General features: G+C 68.8%; 16 protein-coding genes. 10 read left to right on the top strand and 6 right to left on the bottom strand.

Going from position 1 to position 22,663, the window contains the following annotated elements:
• Positions 1 to 117 precede the first annotated feature (117 nt).
• The 4 genes from L1Z78_RS15945 (at position 118) to L1Z78_RS15930 (ending at position 6,457) form a co-directional block, all read left to right on the top strand.
• Positions 118 to 1,428, top strand: coding sequence for an efflux RND transporter periplasmic adaptor subunit (locus L1Z78_RS15945; protein ID WP_234637371.1), 1,311 nt, complete (start codon positions 118 to 120; stop codon positions 1,426 to 1,428).
• An 18-nt stretch (positions 1,429 to 1,446) separates the two neighbouring features.
• Positions 1,447 to 4,614, top strand: coding sequence for an efflux RND transporter permease subunit (locus L1Z78_RS15940; protein ID WP_234637370.1), 3,168 nt, complete (start codon positions 1,447 to 1,449; stop codon positions 4,612 to 4,614).
• Positions 4,611 to 6,071, top strand: a complete 1,461-nt coding sequence (locus L1Z78_RS15935) for an efflux transporter outer membrane subunit (RefSeq protein WP_234637369.1) — start codon at positions 4,611 to 4,613, stop codon at positions 6,069 to 6,071. Before L1Z78_RS15940 ends, L1Z78_RS15935 begins: the two co-directional genes overlap by 4 nt.
• Before the next feature lie 62 nt (positions 6,072 to 6,133).
• On the top strand, positions 6,134 to 6,457 hold the full coding sequence (locus tag L1Z78_RS15930; protein ID WP_234637368.1) for an antibiotic biosynthesis monooxygenase family protein: 324 nt from the start codon (positions 6,134 to 6,136) through the stop codon (positions 6,455 to 6,457).
• Here L1Z78_RS15930 and L1Z78_RS15925 read toward each other — a convergent pair.
• On the bottom strand, positions 6,442 to 7,524 hold the full coding sequence (locus L1Z78_RS15925) for a DUF72 domain-containing protein (RefSeq protein WP_234637367.1): 1,083 nt from the start codon (positions 7,522 to 7,524) through the stop codon (positions 6,442 to 6,444). The genes L1Z78_RS15930 and L1Z78_RS15925 overlap by 16 nt on opposite strands.
• Positions 7,525 to 7,726: 202 nt before the next feature.
• Between L1Z78_RS15925 and L1Z78_RS15920 the strand changes: the two genes are divergently transcribed.
• The gene (locus L1Z78_RS15920) at positions 7,727 to 10,078 is read left to right on the top strand and encodes a Tex family protein (protein WP_234637366.1); all 2,352 of its coding nucleotides are present in this window, start codon (positions 7,727 to 7,729) and stop codon (positions 10,076 to 10,078) included.
• 13 nt (positions 10,079 to 10,091) lie between these two features.
• A complete protein-coding gene (locus L1Z78_RS15915) occupies positions 10,092 to 10,931 on the top strand; it encodes an HDOD domain-containing protein (protein WP_234637365.1) in 840 nt (279 codons plus the stop codon).
• Between the two features lie 21 nt (positions 10,932 to 10,952).
• Here L1Z78_RS15915 and L1Z78_RS15910 read toward each other — a convergent pair whose 3' ends face one another.
• The 4 genes from L1Z78_RS15910 to L1Z78_RS15895 form a co-directional block, all read right to left on the bottom strand.
• Entirely contained in the window at positions 10,953 to 12,209 is a 1,257-nt protein-coding gene (locus L1Z78_RS15910) for a tetratricopeptide repeat protein (protein ID WP_234637364.1), read from the bottom strand.
• Positions 12,210 to 12,248: 39 nt separating this feature from the next.
• The gene (locus L1Z78_RS15905) at positions 12,249 to 13,886 is read right to left on the bottom strand and encodes a DUF4384 domain-containing protein (RefSeq protein WP_326491983.1); all 1,638 of its coding nucleotides are present in this window, start codon (positions 13,884 to 13,886) and stop codon (positions 12,249 to 12,251) included.
• Between the two features lie 238 nt (positions 13,887 to 14,124).
• Positions 14,125 to 14,547, bottom strand: coding sequence for a hypothetical protein (locus L1Z78_RS15900; protein WP_234637362.1), 423 nt, complete (start codon positions 14,545 to 14,547; stop codon positions 14,125 to 14,127).
• 98 nt (positions 14,548 to 14,645) lie between these two features.
• Positions 14,646 to 15,113: a hypothetical protein gene (locus tag L1Z78_RS15895; RefSeq protein WP_234637361.1), complete on the bottom strand. Its 468-nt coding sequence runs from the start codon at positions 15,111 to 15,113 to the stop codon at positions 14,646 to 14,648.
• Positions 15,114 to 15,765: 652 nt separating this feature from the next.
• Between L1Z78_RS15895 and L1Z78_RS15890 the strand changes: the two genes are divergently transcribed.
• From L1Z78_RS15890 to L1Z78_RS15875, 4 genes are all read left to right on the top strand, one after another.
• The gene (locus L1Z78_RS15890) at positions 15,766 to 16,545 is read left to right on the top strand and encodes a LuxR C-terminal-related transcriptional regulator (RefSeq protein WP_234637360.1); all 780 of its coding nucleotides are present in this window, start codon (positions 15,766 to 15,768) and stop codon (positions 16,543 to 16,545) included.
• Between the two features lie 69 nt (positions 16,546 to 16,614).
• The gene (locus tag L1Z78_RS15885) at positions 16,615 to 17,487 is read left to right on the top strand and encodes a sensor histidine kinase (protein ID WP_234637359.1); all 873 of its coding nucleotides are present in this window, start codon (positions 16,615 to 16,617) and stop codon (positions 17,485 to 17,487) included.
• Positions 17,488 to 17,530: 43 nt separating this feature from the next.
• Positions 17,531 to 18,637, top strand: a complete 1,107-nt coding sequence (locus tag L1Z78_RS15880) for a patatin-like phospholipase family protein (protein WP_234637358.1) — start codon at positions 17,531 to 17,533, stop codon at positions 18,635 to 18,637.
• A 159-nt stretch (positions 18,638 to 18,796) separates the two neighbouring features.
• Entirely contained in the window at positions 18,797 to 21,346 is a 2,550-nt protein-coding gene (locus L1Z78_RS15875) for an AI-2E family transporter (protein WP_234637357.1), read from the top strand.
• Positions 21,347 to 21,354: 8 nt separating this feature from the next.
• On the opposite strand, the gene L1Z78_RS15870 is transcribed toward L1Z78_RS15875, so the two are convergent.
• Positions 21,355 to 22,491, bottom strand: coding sequence for an iron-containing alcohol dehydrogenase (locus L1Z78_RS15870; protein WP_234637356.1), 1,137 nt, complete (start codon positions 22,489 to 22,491; stop codon positions 21,355 to 21,357).
• Positions 22,492 to 22,663: the final 172 nt, after the last annotated feature.

Raw genomic sequence — 22,663 nt, 5'->3', positions numbered from 1 at the left:
GTGCATCATCCCTGTCGGCCACGCCATGCGACTTGTATGGCATGCCATCCACTTTACAAACAGGACATATGGGCGGCGCACAATGCGGCGGCGCCTTTAACGACAACCGCCGTACTCATGAATTTTGACGTGCCCCTTCCGCCGAGCTCGCGCCTGTCGGCGCCTTTTGAATCCCAGCCCGGCGCGGGGCACGCTCCTCCTCTCGCGGGTCTCGCCCGGGCCGCCTTGTGCACCCTTGCTTTGGTGGGAACGCTGGCAGGCTGCTCCAGGCAGGAGGCAGCGCCCGCGGCCGCCAAGGCCGCGCCCGAGGTGGGCGTGGTCACGCTGCAAAAGCAGAGCCAGCAGCTCGATTCCACGCTGCCCGGCCGCACGCGCGCCTCGCTGACGGCCGAGGTGCGGCCCCAGGTCTCGGGCATCGTGCAAAAGCGCCTGTTCACCGAAGGGGCCCTGGTCCGCCAGGGCCAGCAGCTCTACCAGATCGATCCGGCCTCGCTGCAGGCCACGCAGGCCAGCGCCCAGGCGGCCCTGGCCAAGGCAGAGGCCAGCGCGCGCACGCTGGAAGCGACGGCGCGCCGCAATGCCGAACTGGTCAAGATCGACGCCATCAGCCAGCAGGCCTTCGAGGAAAGCCAGGCCGCGGCGGCGCAGTCGCGCTCGGACGTGGCCGTGGCCAAGGCCAACCTGGCGACGGCGGGCATCAACCTCAAGTACAGCCGCATCGAGGCGCCGATCAGCGGACGCATCAGCCTGTCTTCGGTGACGCCGGGCGCGCTGGTCACGGCCAACCAGACCGAGGCGCTGACCTCCATCGTCCAGCTCGACCCCATGTTCGTGGACTTCACCCAGTCCAGCAGCGAGCTGCTTCAGCTCAAGCGCGACTGGGAGGCGGGCCGCTTCCAGAAGGTGGAGGGCGACAAGATCCCCGTTCGCATCGTGCTGGACGACGGCAGCGCCTACGCCCACCAGGGCAAGCTGCAGTTCGCGGGCGTGATCGTCAACGCCACGACCGGCACGGTCACGCTGCGCGCCGTCGTGCCCAACCCCGATGGCGTGCTCATGCCCGGCATGTACGTGCAGGCCCTGCTGCCCACGGGCCTGGCGCCCGAGGCGCTGCTCGTGCCCCAGCAGTCGGTGACGCGCGACCTGACGGGCAAGGCCAGCGTGCTGGTGGCCAAGGCCGACGATGTGATCGAGAAGCGCCCCGTGGAGATCGACCGCGCCGTGGGCAACCAGTGGCTGCTGCAAGGCGGGCTGGCAGCCGGCGAGCGCGTGGTGGTCGACGGTTTCCAGCGCATCAAGCCCGGCGACAAGGTGCGCCCCGTGGAAGTGGACCTGCGCGCCAAGGCCCAGGCCCGCAACGGCATGCCTGCAGCCCTGGCGCAGCCTGCGGCCGCAGCCCCCGCTCCAACGGCCCCCGCAGGCCAGTAAGCGCCGGGGACGCAGCACATGGCCCAGTTCTTCATCAGCCGGCCCATCTTCGCGTGGGTCATCGCCATCATCATCATGCTCGGCGGCGCCCTGTCCATCTCCACGCTGCCGCTGGAGCAATACCCCGACATCGCGCCGCCGCGCGTGACCATCGGTGCGCAGTACACGGGCGCCTCGGCCGCGACGGTCGAGAACTCGGTGACCCAGATCATCGAGCAGCAGCTCAAGGGCATCGACAACATGCTCTACATGAGCTCGACCTCCGATGCCTCGGGCCGTGCGCGCACCACGCTGACCTTCGCGCCGGGCACCAACATCGACGTGGCCCAGGTGCAGGTGCAAAACAAGCTGCAGTCGGCCGTGAACCGGCTGCCCGACGCGGTCAAGAGCCGCGGCGTGTTCGTGAACAAGGGCGGCCAGGACTTTCTGGTCACCTACAGCTTCTTCTCCAAGGACCCGGCCATGACCGCGGTCGACATCGGCGACTACCTGACCAGCAACCTGGTCGACGTGATCGGCCGGCTCGACGGCGTGGGCGACGTCAATGTCTTCGGCACCAACTATGCGATGCGCATCTGGATGGACCCGGCCAAGCTGGAGAAATATGCGCTGATGCCCTCGGACCTGGTCAACGCGCTGAACTCCCAGAACGCCCAGGTCTCGGCGGGCCAGCTCGGCGCGCTGCCCGCCAAGGCGGACCAGCAGCTCAACGCCACGATCACGGCGCGCACCAAGCTCAAGACGGTGGAGGAGTTCGAGAACATCGTGCTCAAGTCCTCGCTGGACGGCTCGGTGGTGCTCATGAAGGACGTGGCGCGCGTGGAGCTGGGCGCCGACAACCTGACCATCAAGGCCCAGCTCAACGGGCTGCCCGGCGCCGGCATGGGCATCGTGCTGGCCGACGGCGCCAACGCCATGAACGTGGCCGACGGCATCGCGGCCAAGCTGGCCGAGCTCAAGCCCTTCTTCCCCAACGAGATCGACTACTTCGTCAGCTCGGACTCCACCCCCTTCGTACGTGCCTCCATCAAGGAAGTGGTGACCGCGCTGGCCGAGGCCATGGTCCTCGTGGTCATCGTGATGTTCATCTTCCTGCAGAACTTCCGCGCCACGATGATCCCCGCCATCGCCGTGCCCGTGGTGCTGCTGGGCACCTTCGGCGTGCTGTCGCTGGCCGGCTACTCGATCAACACGCTGACCATGTTCGCCATGGTGCTGGCCATCGGCCTGCTGGTGGACGATGCCATCGTGGTGGTGGAGAACGTCGAGCGCGTGATGCACGAGACCGGGCAATCGCCCAAACAGGCCACGCGCCAGTCCATGCGCGAGATCACGCCGGCCCTGGTGGGCATCGGCGTGACGCTGTCGGCCGTGTTCGTGCCCATGGCCTTCTTCGGTGGCTCGACGGGCGTGATCTACCGCCAGTTCTCCATCACCATCGTGGCTGCGATGGCGTTGTCGGTGTTCGTGGCGCTGACGCTCACGCCCGCGCTGTGCGCCACCTTGCTCAAGCCTGCGGCGGCTGGCGCGGCGCATGACCGTCCGAACCGCTCCGGCATCCTGGGGCTGAACGACCGGTTCTTCCGCTGGTTCAACCACCATTTCGACGCCACGGCCGCGCGCTACCAGGGCACGGTGGCCTATTCGCTGCGCCGTGCCAAGCGCATGATGCTGATCTTCATCGCCGTGTGCGGCGTGGTCTGGCTGCTGATGGCGCGCCTGCCCACCTCCTTCCTGCCCGACGAGGACCAGGGCTTCGTCTTCGTCAACGTCAACCTGCCCTCGGGCGCCGCCGATGCGCGGCTGCAGGACGTGCTCGTGCAGGTGCGCGAGTATTTCGCCAAGCAGCCCGACGTGCTGAGCTTCTACCAGGTCTCTGGACTCAATGGCGACCAGGCCTCGGCCCGCGCCTTCGTGCGGCTGAAGACCTGGGACGAGCGGCCGCTGCCTGGCCAGTCGGCCTCGGCGATCGCCCACCGCGCGACCAAGGACCTGGCGGCGATCCGCGATGCGCGCGTGCTCGTCATGCTGCCGCCGGCCGTGCGCGGCCTGGGTGCCAGCTCCGGCTTCAACTTCATGATCAAGGACATGAACGGCCTGGGCCACCAGACCCTGCTGGAGGCCAAGGAAAAATTCCTGGCCGAGGCGCGCAAGCGCCCCGAGCTGACCAACCTGCGCATGACCAACCTGGAAGACGCCAGCGAGCTGCGCCTGGACATCGACGACCGCAAGGCCGCCGCGCTGGGCCTGTCCTATGCCGACATCAACAGCGTGCTGTCCAGCGCCATGGGCGGCACCTATGTCAACGACTTCCTGAACAACGAGCGCGTCAAGCGCGTCTACATCCAGGGCGATGCGCCGCACCGCATGCTGCCGCAGGACATCGCCAAATGGACGGTGCGCAATGCCAGGGGCGAGATGGTGCCGTTCAGCGCCTTCTCCAGCAGCTACTGGGCCTATGGCTCGCCGCAGCTGATGCGCTACAACGGCAACCCGGCCTATGAGATCGAAGGCCGAGCCGCGCCCGGTGTCAGCTCGGGCACGGCCATGCAGATCGTCGAGGACATCCTGCGCACGCTGCCGGCCGGCATCGGCTACGAATGGACCGGCGCCTCGCTGCAGGAGCGCCAGTCGGGCGCCCAGGCGCCGCTGCTGTACGCCATCTCCATCCTCTTCGTGTTCCTGTGCCTGGCCGCGCTCTACGAGAGCTGGACCGTGCCGCTGTCGGTGATGCTGGCCGTGCCGCTGGGCGTGGTCGGCGCGCTGGCCGCCACCTACACGCGCGGGCTGACCAACGATGTGTACTTCCAGGTGGGCCTGCTGACCACGGTGGGCCTGGCGTCCAAGAACGCCATCCTGATCGTCGAGTTCGCCGTGCAGCTGCAGGAGCAGGGCAAGAGCATCTTCGACGCCGTGGTGGCGGCCGTGCGCCAGCGCCTGCGGCCCATCCTGATGACGTCCCTGGCCTTCGGCTTCGGCGTCATCCCGCTGGCCATCGGCACGGGCGCCGGCGCGGGCGGGCGCAATGCCATCGGCACGGCCGTGCTGGGCGGCATGCTGGCCTCCACGGTGCTGGGCATCTTCCTGGTGCCGGTGTTCTTCCTGCTGGTCCGCAGCTGGTTCAAGAGCCACGGGCGCACCGACGACGACGCTGCACCGCAGACCACCAAGGAGAGCGCAGCATGAAGCGCCCCATGAATCTTGCCCCCCTCGCCACCGCTGCGGCCCTTGCGACGCTGTTGTCCGGCTGCAATCTCGCACCGCAGCACCGCACGCCCGACCTGCCTGTGCCCGCCACCGTGGGCGCTGCGGTGGATGCCAGCCCGGCCCGGGCCGACGAGGCCAGCCTGCAGGCTGCCGCCGCGCTGGGCTGGGTGCAGTCGCCGCAGCTGCGCGAGGTGATCGCGCTGGCCTTGGCCAACAACCGCGACCTGCGCGTGGCCGTGGAGAACATCGAAAAGGCACGCGCCCAATACGGCATCACACGCGCGGACCTGCTGCCCAGTGTCAATGCCCAGGCCCAGGCCAGCCGGGCACGCACGGCCGCCGGCATGACCAGCGCCACCCAGGCCGCTTCGGTCAGCACGCAGTACACCGCCCAACTGGGGTTCGCCAGCTACGAGATCGATCTCTGGGGCCGCGTGCGCAACCTCAGCGAAGCCGCCTTGCAGCAGTTTCTGCAGACCGAGCAGAATCGGCGCAACGTGCAGATCGGCCTGGTGGCCGACGTGGCCAATGCCTGGCTGACGCTGGCCACCGACCAGGCGCGCCTGCAACTGGCGCGCGACACGCTGGCCAGCCGCGAGAAGGCCTACGAGCTGACGCGGCGCATGCACCAGATCGGCTCCACCTCGGGACTGGTGCTGGCCCAGAACCAGACCACGGTGGAGACGGCGCGTGTCGATGTGGCCAGCTTCACCTCGCAGGTCGAGCGCGACCGCAATGCGCTGCAGCTGCTGGTGGGTGGGCCGCTGCCGGCTGCGCTGCTGCCCGGCGCCGAACTGCTGGCTGCGGGCGCCCAGGCTCCCGCGGCCCTGCTGCCCGTGCCCGCGCCGCTGCCGTCCAGCGTGCTGCTGGCGCGCCCGGACCTGCAGGCGGCAGAGAACAACCTGCGCGCCATGGCGGCCAACATCGGCGCCGCGCGTGCGGCCATGTTCCCGACCATCAGCCTGACGGCCAGCATCGGCACGGGCAGCCGCGAGCTGGACAACCTGTTCGGCGGCGGCAGCAGCACCTGGAGCTTCATTCCCCTGGTGCGCCTGCCCATCTTCGATGCCGGCCGCAACCGGGCCGGCGTGCAGGTGGCCGAGGCCAACCAGCGCATTGCCGTGGCCCAATACGAGAAGGCCGTGCAGACCGCCTTCCGGGAAGTGTCCGACGTGCTGGCCGACCGGGCCCAGTGGGACGAGCGCCTGGCCGCGCAGACCCGCATGGTGGAGGCCACGCAAAAAGCCTTCGATCTGTCCGAGGCCCGCTTCAAGGCCGGCGTGGACAACTACCTGACGGTGCTCGATGCGCAGCGCAGCCTCTACACGGCCCGGCAGACGCTGATCGGCCTGCGCCTGTCCGAGCAGCTCAACCGCGTGACACTGTGGAAGGTGCTGGGCGGCGAGCCGGCCGGCGCCACCATGGCCAGCTCCTGAGCGGCTCGGGTACATTCTGCGGGTCAGGCCCGGGGCCCGCAGAACATTCCGCCACGATCACGATGAACCCTTTCGCCCACACCCCCGAACCTCCGTACTACGCCGTCATCTTCTCGTCCCGCCGCACGGCCGACGATGGCTATGGCCTCATGGCCCAGCGCATGGTGGAGCTTGCGGCGCAGCAGCCCGGCTTCCTGGGGGTGGAAAGCACGCGCGGCGAGGATGGCTTCGGCATCACCGTGTCCTACTGGTCCTGCGCCGAAGACATCGCGCGCTGGAAGGGCGATGCCGAGCACCTGGTCGCCCAGCAACTGGGCAAGGACGCCTGGTACGAGCACTACGAGCTGCGGGTGGCCCGCGTGGAGCGGGCCTACGGCAAGCGCTGAGTCCGGGCCGCCTCCGCTTGCACCACGGCCTCGGCCAGCAGCGCGATGGAGCGGGGCGCGCAGCCCTCGGCATCGTTGCTCACCGTCACAAAGGCGGGCAGCCCGCGGCTCGTGATGCCGTCGATGGTCTTGGCGAGGATGGAGCGCGTGTGCACATCGGGCGTGCGGATCTCGTCGAAGGGGTCGTGCTTCTTTTGCGCATCGGGGTAGCCGTAGGCACCGAACTCGCGGTTCAGGTTCCAGCGGCAGACCAGGGGGCTGGGCCACAGCTGCCGCAGAAAAACCAACTGCTCTTCGATGGGCGGCATCTTGCCGTGCAGCCCCAGGCAGAAGGTGGCCCCCGACGCGCGCAGCGTGTCCGCCAGCTCGGGAGTCAAAAGCTCCGGGTCGCGCACCTCCACCGCCACGATGATCTGCGCGCCCAGCGGATGGGCGGCCAGCGCCGCTCGCACCGCGTCCAGCATGGCCTGCAGCCGCGCCAGCAGTTCGGTAGGGCGGCTCAGCAGGCCCCAGGTCATGGGACTGAGCTGGAACACCAGCACGCCGAGCTGCTCGCCCAGCCCTTCGAGCGTGGGTTCGACGAAGCTGGTCACGGCCAGATCGGGCTGAAGGAACACGGGGTTCAGCGACATGCCCTTGCCATCCTCGTCGCGGACCTGCGCATCGGTGACCACCGAAGGGCACTTGACCACGAAGCGGAAATCGACCGGCACTTGGCCTGCAAAGGCCAGGTACTGGCTGGCCGTCAGCGGCCGCCAGAAACTGCGGTCCACGCAGACCGTGCGCATCAGCGGATGCCGGCCATAGGCCTGCAGTCCTTTCTTGGCGAGCACGCTTTTGTCATAGGCGCCATCCCAGACCAAGCCTTCCCAGCCCGGGTAGGACCAGGTGGAGACCCCCATGCGCAGGCCCGGCGGAAGCTGGTCCGCCAGCGCCTGCCATTGCAGGGCCTGGGCCGCCAGTTGCACGGTGCCGACGGCCTTGCGGGATGCCGGCTTGCGACCGCCAGGCGCGGGAGGCGGGGCAGGGGAGGCTGGTGGGGGAGAACCGAACAGATCGTCTTGCATTCGAGGCTGGTGATTGTGGCAGAGGAAGCCTGCATGCCACGCGGCGCGGCAACGCAGGCAACGGATTGATTTTGCAAGCCCTTGAATTCATTGACCTGCAAGAAATGCTTGCATTTGCGGGTCGGCCGTGAGCGGTCCGGCCCGAATCGCGTGTGGCACACTTGGCCGCTTTCCGGATTCCACGCCATGGGGCGTCTGTCGAATGCAAAAAATCATTGGCCAAATCGCCGCAGAACTGAATGTCAAGCCGCAGCAGGTGGGTGCCGCGGTCGAGCTGCTTGATGGAGGGGCCACGGTGCCCTTCGTTGCCCGCTACCGCAAGGAGGTGACGGGTGGCCTGGACGATGCCCAGCTGCGCCAGCTCGATGAGCGCCTGACCTATCTGCGCGAGCTCGAGGATCGCCGCGCCTCGGTGCTCAAGGCCATCGATGAGCAGGGAAAGCTCACCGACGCTCTGCGCCTGGCCATCGCCAATGCGCCGACCAAGCAGGAACTGGAGGACATCTACCTGCCATTCAAGCAGAAGCGCCGCACCAAGGGCCAGATCGCCAAGGAGTTCGGCATCGAGCCGCTGGCCGACAGGCTGTTCGCCGACCCCACGCTGGACCCGCACAAGGAGGCCGAAGCCTTCTGCAAGCCCGCCACCACGCTGGACGACGGCAAGCCGGGCCCGGATTTCTCGACCACTTTCGCCGTGCTCGACGGCGTGCGCGACATCCTGTCCGAGCGCTGGGCCGAGGACCCGGCCCTGGTGCAGAAGCTGCGCGAATGGCTGTGGGAAGACGGCCTGCTGCGTTCCAAGAAGGTCGAGTCCAAGAACGAGAACGATCCCGAGGTGGCCAAGTTCCGCGACTACTTCGAGTACGACGAGCCCATCGGCCGCGTGCCATCGCACCGCGCGCTGGCCGTGTTCCGCGGCCGTGCGCTGGAGATCCTCGAGGCCAAGCTGGTGCAGCCCGTCGAGCCCGAGCCGGGCCAGCCCAGCCTGGCCGAAGGAAAGATCGCGCTGCACCTTGGATGGAGCCATGCCAGGCGCGCCAGCGATGACCTGATCCGCAAGTGCGTGGCCTGGACCTGGCGCGTCAAGCTCAGTCTCTCGACCGAGCGCGACCTGTTCTCGCGCCTGCGCGAGGACGCCGAGAAGGTGGCCATCAAGGTCTTCGGCGACAACCTGCGCGACCTGCTGCTGGCAGCGCCCGCAGGCCAGCGCGCCGTGATCGGCCTGGACCCCGGCATCCGCACGGGTGTCAAGGTGGCCGTGGTGGACAGCACGGGCAAGCTGGTGGACACCACCACCATCTACCCGCACGAGCCGCGCCGTGACTGGGACGGCTCGCTGGCCGTGCTGGCGCGCCTGGTCGAAAAGCACCAGGTCAACCTGATCGCCATCGGCAACGGCACGGCCAGCCGCGAGACCGACAAGCTGGCGGCCGACCTGATCAAGATCGCCGGCAAGGCCGAGCGCAAGATCGAGAAGGTCGTGGTCAGCGAGGCCGGTGCCTCCGTGTATTCCGCCAGTGAGTTCGCCTCTCAGGAAATGCCCGATGTGGACGTGAGCCTGCGCGGCGCCGCCAGCATCGCGCGCCGCCTGCAGGATCCTCTGGCCGAACTGGTCAAGATCGACCCCAAGAGCATCGGCGTGGGCCAGTACCAGCACGACGTGAACCAGAGCGAGCTGGCGCGCCAGCTCGATGCCGTGGTCGAGGACTGCGTGAACTCCGTGGGCGTGGACCTGAACACGGCTTCGGCGCCGCTGCTGTCGCGCGTCTCCGGCCTGTCGGGCAGCGTGGCCAAGTCGGTGGTGCGCTGGCGCGATGCCAATGGCTCGTTCAGGAGCCGCAAGCAATTGATGGAGGTCTCCGGCCTGGGCGCCAAGACCTTCGAACAGGCGGCGGGCTTTCTGCGCATCCGCGGCGGCGACAACCCGCTGGACATGACGGGCGTGCACCCGGAGACCTATCCGGTGGTCGAGCGCATCATCGCCGCAACGGGCAAGAGCGTGGACCAGCTCATGGGCCGCGCCGAGGTGCTCAAGGGCCTGAAAGCCGAGCAGTTCGTGAACGAGCAGTTCGGTGCCATCACCGTCAAGGACATCCTGGGCGAGCTGGAGAAGCCGGGGCGCGATCCGCGTCCCGACTTCGTGGTTGCCCGCTTCAATGACGGCGTGGAGGACATCAAGGATCTCAAGGAAGGCATGACGCTGGAGGGCACGGTCAGCAACGTGGCCCAGTTCGGCGCTTTCGTGGACCTGGGCGTGCACCAGGACGGCCTGGTCCACGTGAGCCAGATGAGCCACAAGTTCGTCGAGGACGCGCGCGAGGTCGTCAAGACCGGCCAGATCGTCAAGGTCAGGGTGCTGGAGGTCGATGTGGCGCGCAACCGCATCAGCCTGACCATGAAGCTGGATGCCGCGCCCGCGCGCCGCGACGGCCCGCGCGACAACCGGTTCGAAAGCACAGGACGCGGCCACCAGGGCGGGCAGCGGCGCAGCCAGGATCCGGCGCCGCAGTCGGCCATGGCGTCTGCCTTCGCCAAGCTGCAGGGACGCAAGTAGGGGCGGCCGCGCGATGGTGGCGCATGCGCTGCACCTGCAGACGCTGGTGACCAGGCCCGTGGCCTTGCCGGCGCAGCCGCGCATCGTGGCCCTGTTGTTGCGCGAGCTGGTGCCCGAGGTGCCCAGCCTGCGGCGCCTGAGCCAGCTGTTCGCCGCCGATCCCGCTTTGGCTGCGCGGTTGCTGGCCCTGGCCAATGGGCCGGTCTTCGGCATGGCCGGTCGGATCACCGGGATCCCCGAGGCGCTGGCCCTGCTGGCGCCGGCGCAACTGCGCCAGATCGTCCAGAGCATGCCGCTGGGCGTGGGGACGCACGCGGTGCCGGGCATGGCGATGCCCGCCTTCTGGCGCTACAGCATGGACGCCGCGCGCGTGGCCCGGGCGCTGGCCGGCACGGTGCAGGCCAGTCCCACGGCGGCCTATGCGGCGGGCCTGCTGCATGGTCTGGGCGAGCTGGCCATGCATCTGTCCGACCCGGCGCGGGCCGCCACCATCACGGAACTGGTCGGGCCGCTGGATCCGCGCCGCACGGAGGTGGAGTTGCGTCTGTGCGGCTACACGTACAGCCAGGTCAGCGCGGCCCTGGCCCGGCAGTGGAGCCTGCCGCCGCTGCTGACCGATGCGCTTCAGCACCTGCATGCGCCATTGGCCCAGCCCGGCTTCGATCCACTGGCCGGCGTGCTGCACATCGCCGCCTGGCGTGCCCGCTCGCGCGAGGCGCAGTGGGGCGAGCGCGCGCTGGCTGTGAGTTTCCCCGGCGAAGTGGGCGTGGCCCTGGGCCTGGACATCGACATGGTGCTGCGCCAGGACCCGGTGGACTGGATGGCCGACTCCGGGCTCGATGTGCTGCTGTAGGCGGTCCCGCTGCGGTGTCGGTCAGTTCCTGTGCCAGGGCGCGGGTATCAGGTCGACCAGGGGCGAGGGATCGCGCCGGTAGGGCACGGGGCTGATGGGGGCCATGGGCTGTAGCGTCATCGGGTCGATGCGCGACAGCTGCTGCATCCAGCCGATGTCCACGCTGCCGCCCGGTGCGGGGCGGGAATAGATCAGCTCCAGCATGCGCCGCGACGCCGCGTGCCCCTGCGCCGCGGCCTGCTGGTACAGGTGCAGGGCCTCCGTGTAGTTGGCGGGCACGCCTTCGCCTCGGTGGTAGCGCTGTGCCTGCTCCCACTGCTGTTGCGCCGTGCCGGGTTGTCGCACCTGGATGTCCTGCTCGTTGGGCGAGCCCCGCAGCTGCTGCGCGCCCAGTGCCTTTTGCGGTCCCGGTGGAACCGGCACGCCGAAGGTGCTGCGGGCCGAGACCTGCTGGCCTGTCGCGCGCAGCCGCTCGCCCAGCATCTGGGCATTGGCGGCCGCGCCGGGCGAGCGTGCCGACGCCGCACGGAACTGCCGCAGCGCCGCCTCGGGCTCACCCTGTGCCAGCAGCGCAAGGCCCCATTCCAGCTGGGCGCCGGGGCTGCCCAGGCGAGCCGCGCGTTGCAGCAGGGCCTGGTCGGGCGTGGCCGTGGCGGCGGACACATCGTCGGCCTGTTCCTGCGTGGACAGCGGCGCCAGGCGCCGTGCCAACAGCCATTGCAGGTACTGGGCGCGGGCCGGGTCGGTGCCGGCCAACTGCTCGATCCAGGGGCGTGCTGCCGGCGGATCGGGTGGCTGGCCGCAGCCCTCGATGGCGCACCAGGCCAGTCCCGCGCTGGCCAGCGGATGCCCCGCACGCTGGGCCCGCTCGAACCATTGCCGGGCCTGGGGGCCGTCCTGTGCCATGGCGATGCCATGCAGGGCCAGCAGCCCCATCACCCATTGCGCCTCGCGCTGGGTGGACGCACTCGCGCCCCGGCCTTCTGCGCGGTTGCGCAACTGGGCCAGCGCGCGCTGCTGGGCAGCGTCCGGGTTCGGCGAGATATTGCTGGTGCCCGGCTGGGAGCCGGACAGGCTGACCGTGGCGACCCTGATCGGCGCGACCGGCGTGAAGCGGGCAGCCGCCTGCACATGGGGCGGTACGGCCGCGGCCATGCCCGGCAGCAGGGCCAGCAGGGCCTGCAGCACGAGCCCGCTGGCCCGGCGCAGTGGTGGCACCGTCCCCGTCAGGCCCGCGGCCGTGGGGCGGCGGGCGGGTTCTTGGGCTGTGTACGGCATGGCGGACGGCCTTTGCTTGGCTTGTCGGGTGGGTGGGGCTCAGCGCTTGGCCTGGGCCGGCACCACCTGCCAGAAGCGGGCCATGCCGGTGTAGCGTTCCGTGCCCAGCGACTCGGCCATGTACCGGTTGACGTCCTCCAGGGTGCGCATGCCGGGGATGGCGATGAAGGCCTTGCCCTGGAGCAACTGGGGCAGTTTCTCGCCCATGTTCTGCTCGGTGGCGAAGCAGGCCACGCCTTCCTTGCCGGGAGGGCCGGCGTTGATCACGTAGCCGGGGTTGGGACTCATCCAGTCGGGCAGGCGCACGGACTGGGCGGCCGTGATCCACCCGGAGCGGTTCACGTCGTTGGGGACCAGGCGCGTGACTTCGCCGTCGGCGCCGGCCATGAAGCAGGCCAGGTAGGAGGCGCGCGACACGGTGGCGGACAGGAACAGCTGCTCGCCCGTCTCGAAGGAGGTGCGGGTCGGCGTGATGTTCTCCACCCACAGGTCCAGCTGGCGGTCCGGCGCGGGCGCGCCGTAGCGGTAGTCGCCCGTGCCCACGGCGACCTTGTCCGTGGCCGTGGTGACCGGCGCCGCGCTCTTGGTGTCCCAGCCGATGCGCGTCATGTGGCCGTCGGCGCCCACGGCCACGAAATCGCGCAGTGCGCGCTCGTAGGTGCTGAAGTCCACCACGCCGTTGACCACCATGCCGCTGTCGGCCTGGAAGCGCCCTATGGCTTCGCGCCACTGCGGATTTCCCGCGGTGAAGGCCGGGGCGTCGGGTGGCAGATAGCCCTTGCTGATCAGCGATTGGCGCACCAGTTCCTGGTGGATGCCGGCATCGCCTTCCTCATACCAGTCGCGCAGCTGGCGCTGGAAGTCGGGGTGGGTCTGGTCCAGCGTCAGGCACTGCCAGTAGGGAAGGCGGGACCATTTGCCCAGCAGCTCGATCATGCCCAGCTCGACCAGGGTACGCACGGCCGGGCCCGAGCCCTGGGCATAGTCGCGGCCCACGCTGAACTGCACGCCGTAGTTGCCGATGCGGCCCGACAGGTCCAGGCCCTGGCTGCCGTTGCCGATCACGACCTCGTTGGCCGAATCCAGGCCCGGAATGATGGTGCGCGTGCGGAAGTCGCCCAGATGCAGTTCCATTCCCAGCACGGCGCCGCTTCGGTTGCTGCTGTAGCCGGTTTCCAGGCGCGAGGCGCTGGTGCCCGCATCCAGGCTGTTGCGCAGCACGTTCTGGTCCATGAAGGACACGGCGCCCGACACGTACAGGGCAGGGCGCTGCAACTGGATCTGGTTGTTGTTGAGCAAGATGGTGGTCAGGTTCTGCACCGTGTCCTGGCGCGCGATGTCCACCTCATAGTCCACATAGCGGAAGGCACTGCTGACGCGCGACATCTGGGACAGAGCGGTGACCACCATTTCCTTGGCGGCCACGGCCACGCGGCCCGAATAGTCGGGCAGTTGCTTGCTGGTGATCAGCACCGTGGGCATGTGGCTGTTGCGGAACATCCTGTCCATGCACATCAGCGAATCGGAAAAGCTCGATATGGAGCGTACCGGCCGCACCACGGGCCGGTCGGCCGCATAGACCTTTTCCAGGTACTTGGCATCCTTGCGTGCATCCAGTGGTGCGCAGCCCGACAGCAGCAGCAGGCCGGCCGAGACGGCACAGGCGATCACGCGCAGGCATCCCTGCCGTCCCGTCCATCGCTGGCGGAAGGCACCATGCGTTCGCGCATGGCCGCCGCAAGCCGGCTGGGGCACGGCATCGGGGCGGGGAAGTCCTGGCGATGAAAGGCTGTTGCACATGATGGACCTCTGCTGGAAAAGGGCGAACCAGGCCATCGGCGTGCGTTGGCGCCCATGGCGGCAATTTCGTTGGAGGGGGCTGGCGGGCGACCATGGGGCGCGGCGCCGGGCCGCGCTATCGGCAGATGTTGACCAGGTCGCCCTTGAGGACCACGATCTGATCCTTGGTCTGGGGGCCGAAGCGGTTGAATGCGCCGGTGTTGGTGTTGCTGGCCAGATCCTGCGTGCAGGTGCGCTTCATGCCGGTGCTGCTCGTCGTCGTGGTGGTCACCACGTCGGCATCGGTGGATACGCCCGGGGCGCCGTTCATGGCCATGGCCTCGTAGCGCGCGATCTTGGCCTTGACGTTGATGGGGATGTCGGTCACGGTGTCCAGCCCTGTCGATGTGCCGGGCTTGGCAGTCGGCAGCCTGAGGTAGTCGACGGGCTTGTTCAGCACCACGGGATCTTCGCCGGGGGCCGCTGCGTGCAGGGCAGGCGCTGCGATGGCGAGCCAGGCCACGAGGGCAGCCGAGCAGGTGTTGACGGCGGTTTGCATGGTGGGCTCTCCCGGTGCGGTGGATCTGGCCGGTGCCGGGAAGGCAGTGCCGGGAGACCTGTGGTCACCCGGCAGCCTGCTTCATCCGGCAACCGGGTTCAGTGGTTGTTGTAGCAGGTGACGCAGCCGTTGTTGCTGGAGATGTTCTGCACCGCCATGGAGCCGTTGCCGGCATAGTTGACGATGCCGGAGTTCTTGGCGGCCACCACCTGGATCGAGGTGCTCTTCACATCGACTTCGCCATAATTGGAGGCCAGGTTGTTGACGGCGACGGCGCCCCATCCATCGGCCTTGTTCAGGATGCCGCTTCCCGTGGCGGCCACCACTTGCAGCGAGCTGCCGTGCTTGTCGATGGTCACATTGCCTGCATTGCTGGCCAGGTTCTGGGAAGCCTTGCCACCGCCCGTGGCCGAGTTGATCACGCCGCTCTTGTTCAGCAGTGTCACCTGGACGCTGGGTCCGCTGATGTCGATGTACGAACTGTTGCCAGGACCGCCGGGGCCGCTGGGACCTGCCATGGCAGCTGTTGCGATCAGGCTCAGGGAAAGGATTGCAAGCGATTTCATGATGGCTCCTTGGTGATACGGACTATCAGGAAAAAGGTGTGTAAGCACCCGTTTTGCAGACACTTTGCGGAGGTTGCCGGCTTTGTCTCCCTGGCCCCTGCTCGTTGTCTGGACTCCAATGTGCTCGGCCTGCTGCCTGCGCTCCATCTCTTGTTCGGGGTAGCCATGAGCGTTGATCCACCACGGCGGTAGTTACCCGCTGAGGCGTCACCGCCACAGGCCGCATCGGGTTAAAGCCTGGGCTAGGCGGCCCGGATGGATTTCGGTAGTTTCCAATTGCAACAACAGTAAATGGCTGATTGCATGCGGCTTTGCCGATGCCGGCCACCCGATGTTTGTGCGCGTCGGGCAACCTGGCGTATCGAAGTGCATACGCTGGGCGCGGGCGATTCCCGGGAGATCAGCGTGGCGCGATGGAGGCACCTGCGCCCTGGACGCAGGGCAAGGGCTGTCGGCAGGCGAGCGTGTGCGTTGTTGTCTGGGGGCAAGTCCTGGGCCATTTTTCTTACAAATGTGTTAATTTGTAATTCAGGCAATCTTTCATAAACATCGTCAAAGATTGTGGATATCGGTAGCGATTTCTCTTAATGTGGAAAGGCGAGCCTGTGAACGGTTGCGTCGTACACAAGACGTGACATCTGAGGAGATCAGCATGAACCCATCCGACATTCCCGCCGATGCACGTCCCCTGATCGCCGAGTCGCCACGCGCGCAGGCCATGCCCGGCGCCGGCCTGGGCCCCGTCATGTGGCCCGACTATCTGGCGGGCCAGCCCGACAAGCCCGTGCGGGTGCTGCTGGTTGATGACGACGCCCACATCCGCATGGTGATAGCCCAGGAAATCATGAGCGACCCGCGTACCCTGGTCGTCGCGCAGGCCGGCAGCGTGCGCGAGGGGCGCAAGGCCATCCGCCAGCATGAGTTCGACGTGATGCTGGTGGACCTGAACCTGGGCGATGGCGAGGGCTTCGAGCTGCTGGACATGATGAAGACCGTGCGCCCCACGGCCGAGGCCGTCATCGTCTCGGTCATGGAAAACGACGAGCAGGTACTGCGGGCCTTCGAGCTGGGGGCCACGGGCTACCTCGTCAAGAACTCCTGGTTCGGCAACTATCCGCAGGCCGTGCTGCAGGTGGCCAACGGCGGCGCCTCGGTCACGCCCAGCCTGGCGCGCAGGCTGCTGCAGCGCTTCGACAAGACACAGGGTGCGGAGCCCAAGCGGCGCACGCCCGACGAGGCCGACCGCCTGTCCACGCGCGAGCGCGAGGTGCTGCGCATGGTGGCCAGCGGCTACACCAGTACCGAGATCGGCTCGCGGCTGATGATCAGCGGCATGACGGTCAATACGCACATCAAGAACATCTACCGCAAGCTGCAGGTGCGCACCCGCGCCCAGGCAGTGCGCTTTGCATCGCTGCGCGGGCTGTTCTGATCGCCGGGCGGCGTCCCGCCCTGTCCGCAGCGCAGCAGCCCGCTTCCCGGCGCAGCCGCCCGCAAGGCCATGAAGCAAACCATTCGCACACTGTCCGTCTGCCTGGCCATGGGCCTGCTGCAGATGCTGGTGCTGGGTGTCTGGCTGTGGCAGGCGGGCGCGCAGGCCCCGGCCTGGCTGTCTCTGGCCAGCCTGGCGGTGATGGCGCTGACGGCGCTGCTGTGGTCCATCGGCGCACGGAGCCTGTACCGGCTGCTGCTGTGGCGGCGCAGGCGCACGCCCAGGCCCTCGCGAGAGGTGCAGGCCGAACGCCGGCGCATCGCGGCGGACCTGCATGACGGCGTGGGCGCGCTCCTGGTCCATGCCATGGCCCTGCTGGAGCCGCACGAGGGCCGGCAGAGGCAGGCGCATGCCTTGCTGGAGCAGTCCTTGCTGGATCTGCGGCTCATGGTGGATTCCATGGATGCCATGGAGGATGCCTTGCCCGTGCGGCTGGCGCGGCTGCGCCATCGGCTGCAGCCCGTGCTGGACCGCCGTGGCATGCAGATGCGCTGGAGCGTGGCAGATCCTCAAGCCGACCCTCGCATCGGCGTGCAGCCGGGCGCGCAGCCGGACCTGCCACGTGGCCAGCCCTCGCAGCATCTGCTGGCCATTGCCCAGGAGGCCGTGAGCAACGCCTTGCAGCACGCCCGGGCCCGCACGCTCTGGCTGGTGCTGGAGCCGGTGCAGCAGAGCACTGCGCAGGCCGATGGTGCCCGCTGGGAGTTGCGGGTGGAGGATGACGGAAGGGGACTGGCGTCGGAGCCGGTGGATGGGCAGGGCCTGCCCGGGACCCGTGGCATGGGCCTGGAGGGAATGCAGCGGCGGGCCCATGCCATCGGGGCCGTGCTGGATTTGTATGCGCGCCAGGGGGGGGGCACGGTGGTGCGCGTGCGCTGGTGAACAGGCCGCAGGTTGCGGCGACGGCCTGTGCACAATGGCGTCCATGAGCCACTCTCCTGCCCTGCGCATCCATGCGGGCCCCAGGGCCCTTGCCCACATCCGCCGCCACGGCTTGTCGCCAGGCCAGGTCCGGGTGATCCCGGCCGCCGCCGGCGGCCCCAAGGGCCTGATCCTGGGGCCACTGGACCGCTTCATCTTTGGCGAATGGCTGCCACGCTCGCGGCAGCCGGTGGATCTGGTGGGGGCCTCCATCGGCGCCTGGCGCATGGCCACCGCCTGTCTGGAGGCGCCGGTGCAGGCCTTCGAGCGGCTGGAGCGCGACTACATCGCCCAGCGCTTCGACCCCCCACCGGGCAGCCGGCGCACGCCGGCGGCCCTGGTCAGCGAGCGCTTCGCCAGCAGCCTGGAACAGTTCTATGGCGGGCGCGTGACCGAGGTGCTGGGCCATGCGCGCTATCGGCTGCATGTCGTGGCCGCGCGCGGGCGTGGCCTGCTGGCGCGCGAGTCGCGCTGGCGCACGCCACTGGGCTATCTGGGCGCGTTCGCCAGCAATGCCGTGCACCGCAAGGCCCTGGGCGCGTGGCTGGAGCGCGTGGTGTTCTCCTCGGGATCGGCCGAGGGCATGGCGCCCATTCCTTTCGGCACGCACGATCTGCGCACGCGCCAGGTCGCGCTCAGCGAGGCCAATTTCATGCAGGCCTTGCGTGCCAGCTGCTCCATCCCCTTCGTTCTGGAGGCCGTGCACGACATCGCTGGTGCGCCGCGCGGCGCCTACTGGGATGGAGGCATCACCGACTACCACCTGCATCTGGCCTACGCCGACCAGGGGCGCCTGGGTGAGGACGGCATCGTGCTGTACCCCCATTTCCAGCAGGCCGTGGTGCCGGGCTGGCTGGACAAGGGCCTGCGCTGGCGTCACCGCGCGACGCCCTGGCTCGATGCCATGGTGCTGCTCGCGCCTGATCCACGGTGGGTGGCACGGCTGCCGCGTGGCAAGCTGCCGGACCGCCATGACTTCATGGACTTCGCCACCGACCACGAGGCCCGCTGGCGTGCCTGGAGCACTGCCACCTCGGCGAGCCGGCAATTGGCGGATGAGTTCGCGCAGTGGCTGGATCGCCCCGATCCGGGGCAGGTGCTGCCGCTGTAGGCGGGCGCCGCCATCGGCGGGACGTCGCGGGGCAAGGCGGCGGAGTTCCCGCGATTGCGGTGGCCGCTGACAGGGCAGGCTGGCGGCACACGGTGCAATGCCGGGATGGCCGGTTGCGGGACGGTACCCGGCCCGTTCCGAATCCTGATACCTGATCCCATGAATCCACATTCCGATCCCTCGCCACCGCCTTCGCGGCAGGAGCGCGGCGGGGGCACCGAGGCCGCCGATGCAGCGTTCGCGCGCAGCGTGCGTTCGGCCCTGCCGGGGCTGGCGCAACTGGCCGACATGGTGCCTGCGCTGCGTCTGCTTACCGGCCTGCTGGTGGCCAGCATCGTGATTGCGGGCCTGTACTTCGGCCAGGGACTGCTGATTCCCCTGGCGTTGGCCCTGCTGTTCGGCTTCCTGCTCGATCCGGCAGTTTCCCGCCTCAAGCGCTGGGGACTGCCGCGCATGGCCGCCACGCTGCTGGTGGTGGCCCTGGCGCTGGCGGCGTTGGCGGGAATGGGAAGCTACCTGGTCGGCCAGGTACAGCAATTGAGCGCCGACCTGCCCACCTACCAGAACACCATCCGCGACAAGCTGCGCAGCCTGCGCCGCAATGCCAACATGCCCAGTGCCTGGGACGGGGCCCTGCGCACCTACGACACCGTGGAGCGCGAGATATCGCGCGGTGCCGCAGGCACGGCAAGGGTGCAGAAGGTGGAAATACAGTCACCCGAGCAAAAACCGACGGCGCGCATGCTGCAGTGGCTGGGCCGCGTGGCCGAGCCCGTGACCACGGCGGGCATCGTGCTGCTGTTCATCATTCTGATTCTGCTGGACCGGGACGATCTGCGCGACCGGCTGCTGCGCCTGATGGGCGGCAACCTGCATGTGGCCACCGATGCGCTGGACGAGGCTTCGCAGCGCATCGGCAAATACCTGCGCATGCAGTTCGTGGTCAACCTCACCTACGGCCTGCCCATGGCCGCCGGACTGTGGTTCATCGGCGTGCCGGGGGCCATCCTCTGGGGCGTGCTGGCGGCCATCATGCGTTTCGTTCCCTATGTGGGGGCCATGATCTCGGCGGCCTTCCCGCTGGCGCTGGCCTTCGCCGTGGACCCGGGCTGGCAGATGCTGCTGATGACCCTTGGCCTGATCCTGGCGCTGGAGCTGATCAGCAACAACCTGATCGAGCCATGGCTGTATGGCAGCAGTACGGGGCTGTCCACGCTGTCCATCATCGCGGCCGCCACCTTCTGGACCGCGCTGTGGGGGCCGATAGGGTTGATCCTGTCCACGCCGCTCACGGTCTGCCTGCTGGTGCTGGGCCGCTACATCCCGGCGCTGCAGTTCATGGAGGTGCTGTTGGGCAGTGCTCCGGTGCTGGGGCCGGCCCAGCGCCTGTACCAGCGGCTGCTGGCCGACGATGTGGAGGATGCCATCACGCTGGCCCACGACCTTGTGGATGCCCGGTTGCCGGCGCGGCCAACGCAGGCCGAACGCGCGGCCGCGGTCGCCGGCTTCTACGACGAGGTGGCGATACCCGCCCTGCGACTGGCCACGCAGCAGCATCTGGAATCTGCCACGGCCGAGCACCGGCTGCGCCTGTCCAGCGGCATGGATGCCTTGATACAGGAGCTGCGCGAGACCCATCCCGCCCCGGCCCCGGCCCCGGTCCCTGTCTCCCGGGTGCTGCGCATCCATTGCGTGGGCGCGCGCTGGGAAGTCGATGCGCTGGCGGCTGCCATGGTGGCCCACAGCGAGGCGCTTCGTGGCCATGTGCTCAGCTGCTCGGACTGGGCGCTGGCGGCCGATCCGCTCTGGCGCCAGCTGGGGCAGGGCGAGAATGCCGAGCTGCCTCAAGGGCCTGCTGCGGCCCAGTCACTGGGCGAGGCCCGGTTGCTGGTGCTGTCCGTGTTCAGCGCACAGCCCCAGACCGTGGTGCGCCAGATGCTGCGCCGCGTGCGCCGGCATTGGCCGCATCTGCGCGTGGTGCTGGCATTGTGGAATGCGCCGGCCGTGGTGGCCGACCCTGATTTCGCCCGCCGCTGTGGCGCAGCCGCCTGCGTGGGTAGCCTGCGCGAACTGCAGCTGTGGGTTGACGCGCTGCGCCTGCCGCAGGCCGCGGACCAGGGGCTGGCCGCCCCCATCGCGCTGGACGATGCCGAGCGCGTGCAGCAGTTGCACGACAGCGGCGTGCTGGCCCCCGCGCTGCAGGCCCTGTACCACGAGGCGGCCCAGCAGGCCGCCAACGCCTTCGACGTGAAATGGGCCCAGGTTTCCTGGGTGGACACTGACCGTGTGCACACCCCGGGCAGCCTGCTGTTGCCGGACGAGGGTGGGCCGGCATCGGCCGGCATGCCGCGCGCGCAGGCGATCTGCTCCTATGTGGTGCATGGCGGCGAGGCCCTGGTGGTGCCGGATGTGGCGCGCGACCCGCGGTTCGCCTCCAACCCCTTGCTGGGTCCCCTGCAGCTGCGGTTCTATGCCGGCGTGCCGCTCAGGAGCCGGCAGGGCAGGGTGCTGGGCAGCTTCTGCATCATGGACGATGCGCCGCGCGACGTCTCGGCGGCCGACCTGGAGCTGCTGTCGGCCATGGCCACGCAACTGATGCAGTCGGTGGAGGCTCGCCGACCCATGCAGGCAGGCGCGGCGCCCACGCCCGGGCCAGCGCCTTCGCCGCAGTCGACTGCGTGGCCGGCGCCGGGGTCGCAGCGCACCTGAGAGCGGTCTTACAGCGAGCTGGCCAGCATCTGCTCGTAGTCCTGCGCGCTGGCCGGGCGCGGGTTCGTTCCGTGGCAGTGGTCCCTGAGCGCGCCCGCGATCACGGCCTCGAATTGCGTGCGCTCCACTCCCATGGCGGCCAGGCCCGTGGGCAGGCCCAGGCGGGCATTCATGTCGTGGATGGCTTCGGGGATGTCGCTCCCCGAGGCCAGGCCCATGGCATGGGCCATGCGGTCCAGGCGTTGCTCGGCGCGCACGCTGTCGGCATCGGCATTGAAGCGCACGACGGCAGGCAGGAACATGGCGTTCAGCGTGCCATGGTGCAGGCGCGGATTCACGCCACCCAGGCTGTGGCTGAGGCTGTGCACGCAGCCCAGGCCTTTCTGGAAGGCCATGGCACCCTGCATGCTGGCGCTCATGAGCTGGCGGCGGGCCTCGGCATCCTGGCCGTTGCGCGTGGCACGCTCGATGTGCGCCCAGCCGCGCGCAAGGCCATCGAGCGCAATGCCGTCGGCGGGCGGGTTGAAGGCCGCGGCCATGAAGGTTTCCATGCAGTGGGCGATGGCATCCATGCCCGTGGCGGCCGTCAGCATGGCGGGCAGGCCATAGGTCAGTTCGGGGTCGCAGATGGCGGCGCGCGGCACCAGGTGCCAGCTGTGAAAGCCCAGCTTGCGGTGGTCGTCCACGATGATGATGGCGCCACGCGCCACCTCGCTGCCCGTGCCGCTGGTGGTCGGCACGGCGATCAGTGGTGCCACGCGCTCGCTGATGCGCGGCGAGCCGCCCTCGATGGTGGCGTAGTGCGACAGTGGCCCTTCGTGCGTGGCCGCGATCGCCACGCCCTTGGCGCAGTCGATGGCGCTGCCGCCGCCCACCGCGATCAGGCCGTCGCAGTGCCGATCGTTGTAGAGTGCGGCGGCCGCGCGCACGGCCGCTTCGGTGGGGTTGGACGGGGTCTGGTCGAACACCGCATGCGGCATGTCGCCCAGCGCATCCAGCGCCTTTTGCAGCACGCCGGCCGCCTTGACGCCCTGGTCGGTGACGATCAGCGGCCGCGCGATGCCCACGCGCCGGCACTCCTGGCGCAGCAGGCGCACGGCGCCGAAGTCGAACTGGATCTGGGTGACGTAGTTGATGAAGGCCATGGTCTGTGGATCGTTGGCGGGCCGCTGCGGGCCGTTGCGGAATCGGGGAGTGCGCAGAATCTAGACCGCGTGTGCTGCACTGCAAACAAAGCAAACCCTGAGAGCACGCCTGGACGGTCACGGGGGTGACAGTGCAGGCATGCGATGCAATCCGATGGCTGCCAGGGCCTTG

The organism is Delftia tsuruhatensis (assembly GCF_903815225.1).
In the GTDB taxonomy this organism is placed as follows: Bacteria; Pseudomonadota; Gammaproteobacteria; order Burkholderiales; family Burkholderiaceae_C; genus Comamonas; species Comamonas tsuruhatensis_A.
The sequence above is the reverse complement of the archived record's forward strand: the minus strand, read 5'-3'. Positions and strand labels throughout refer to the sequence as shown.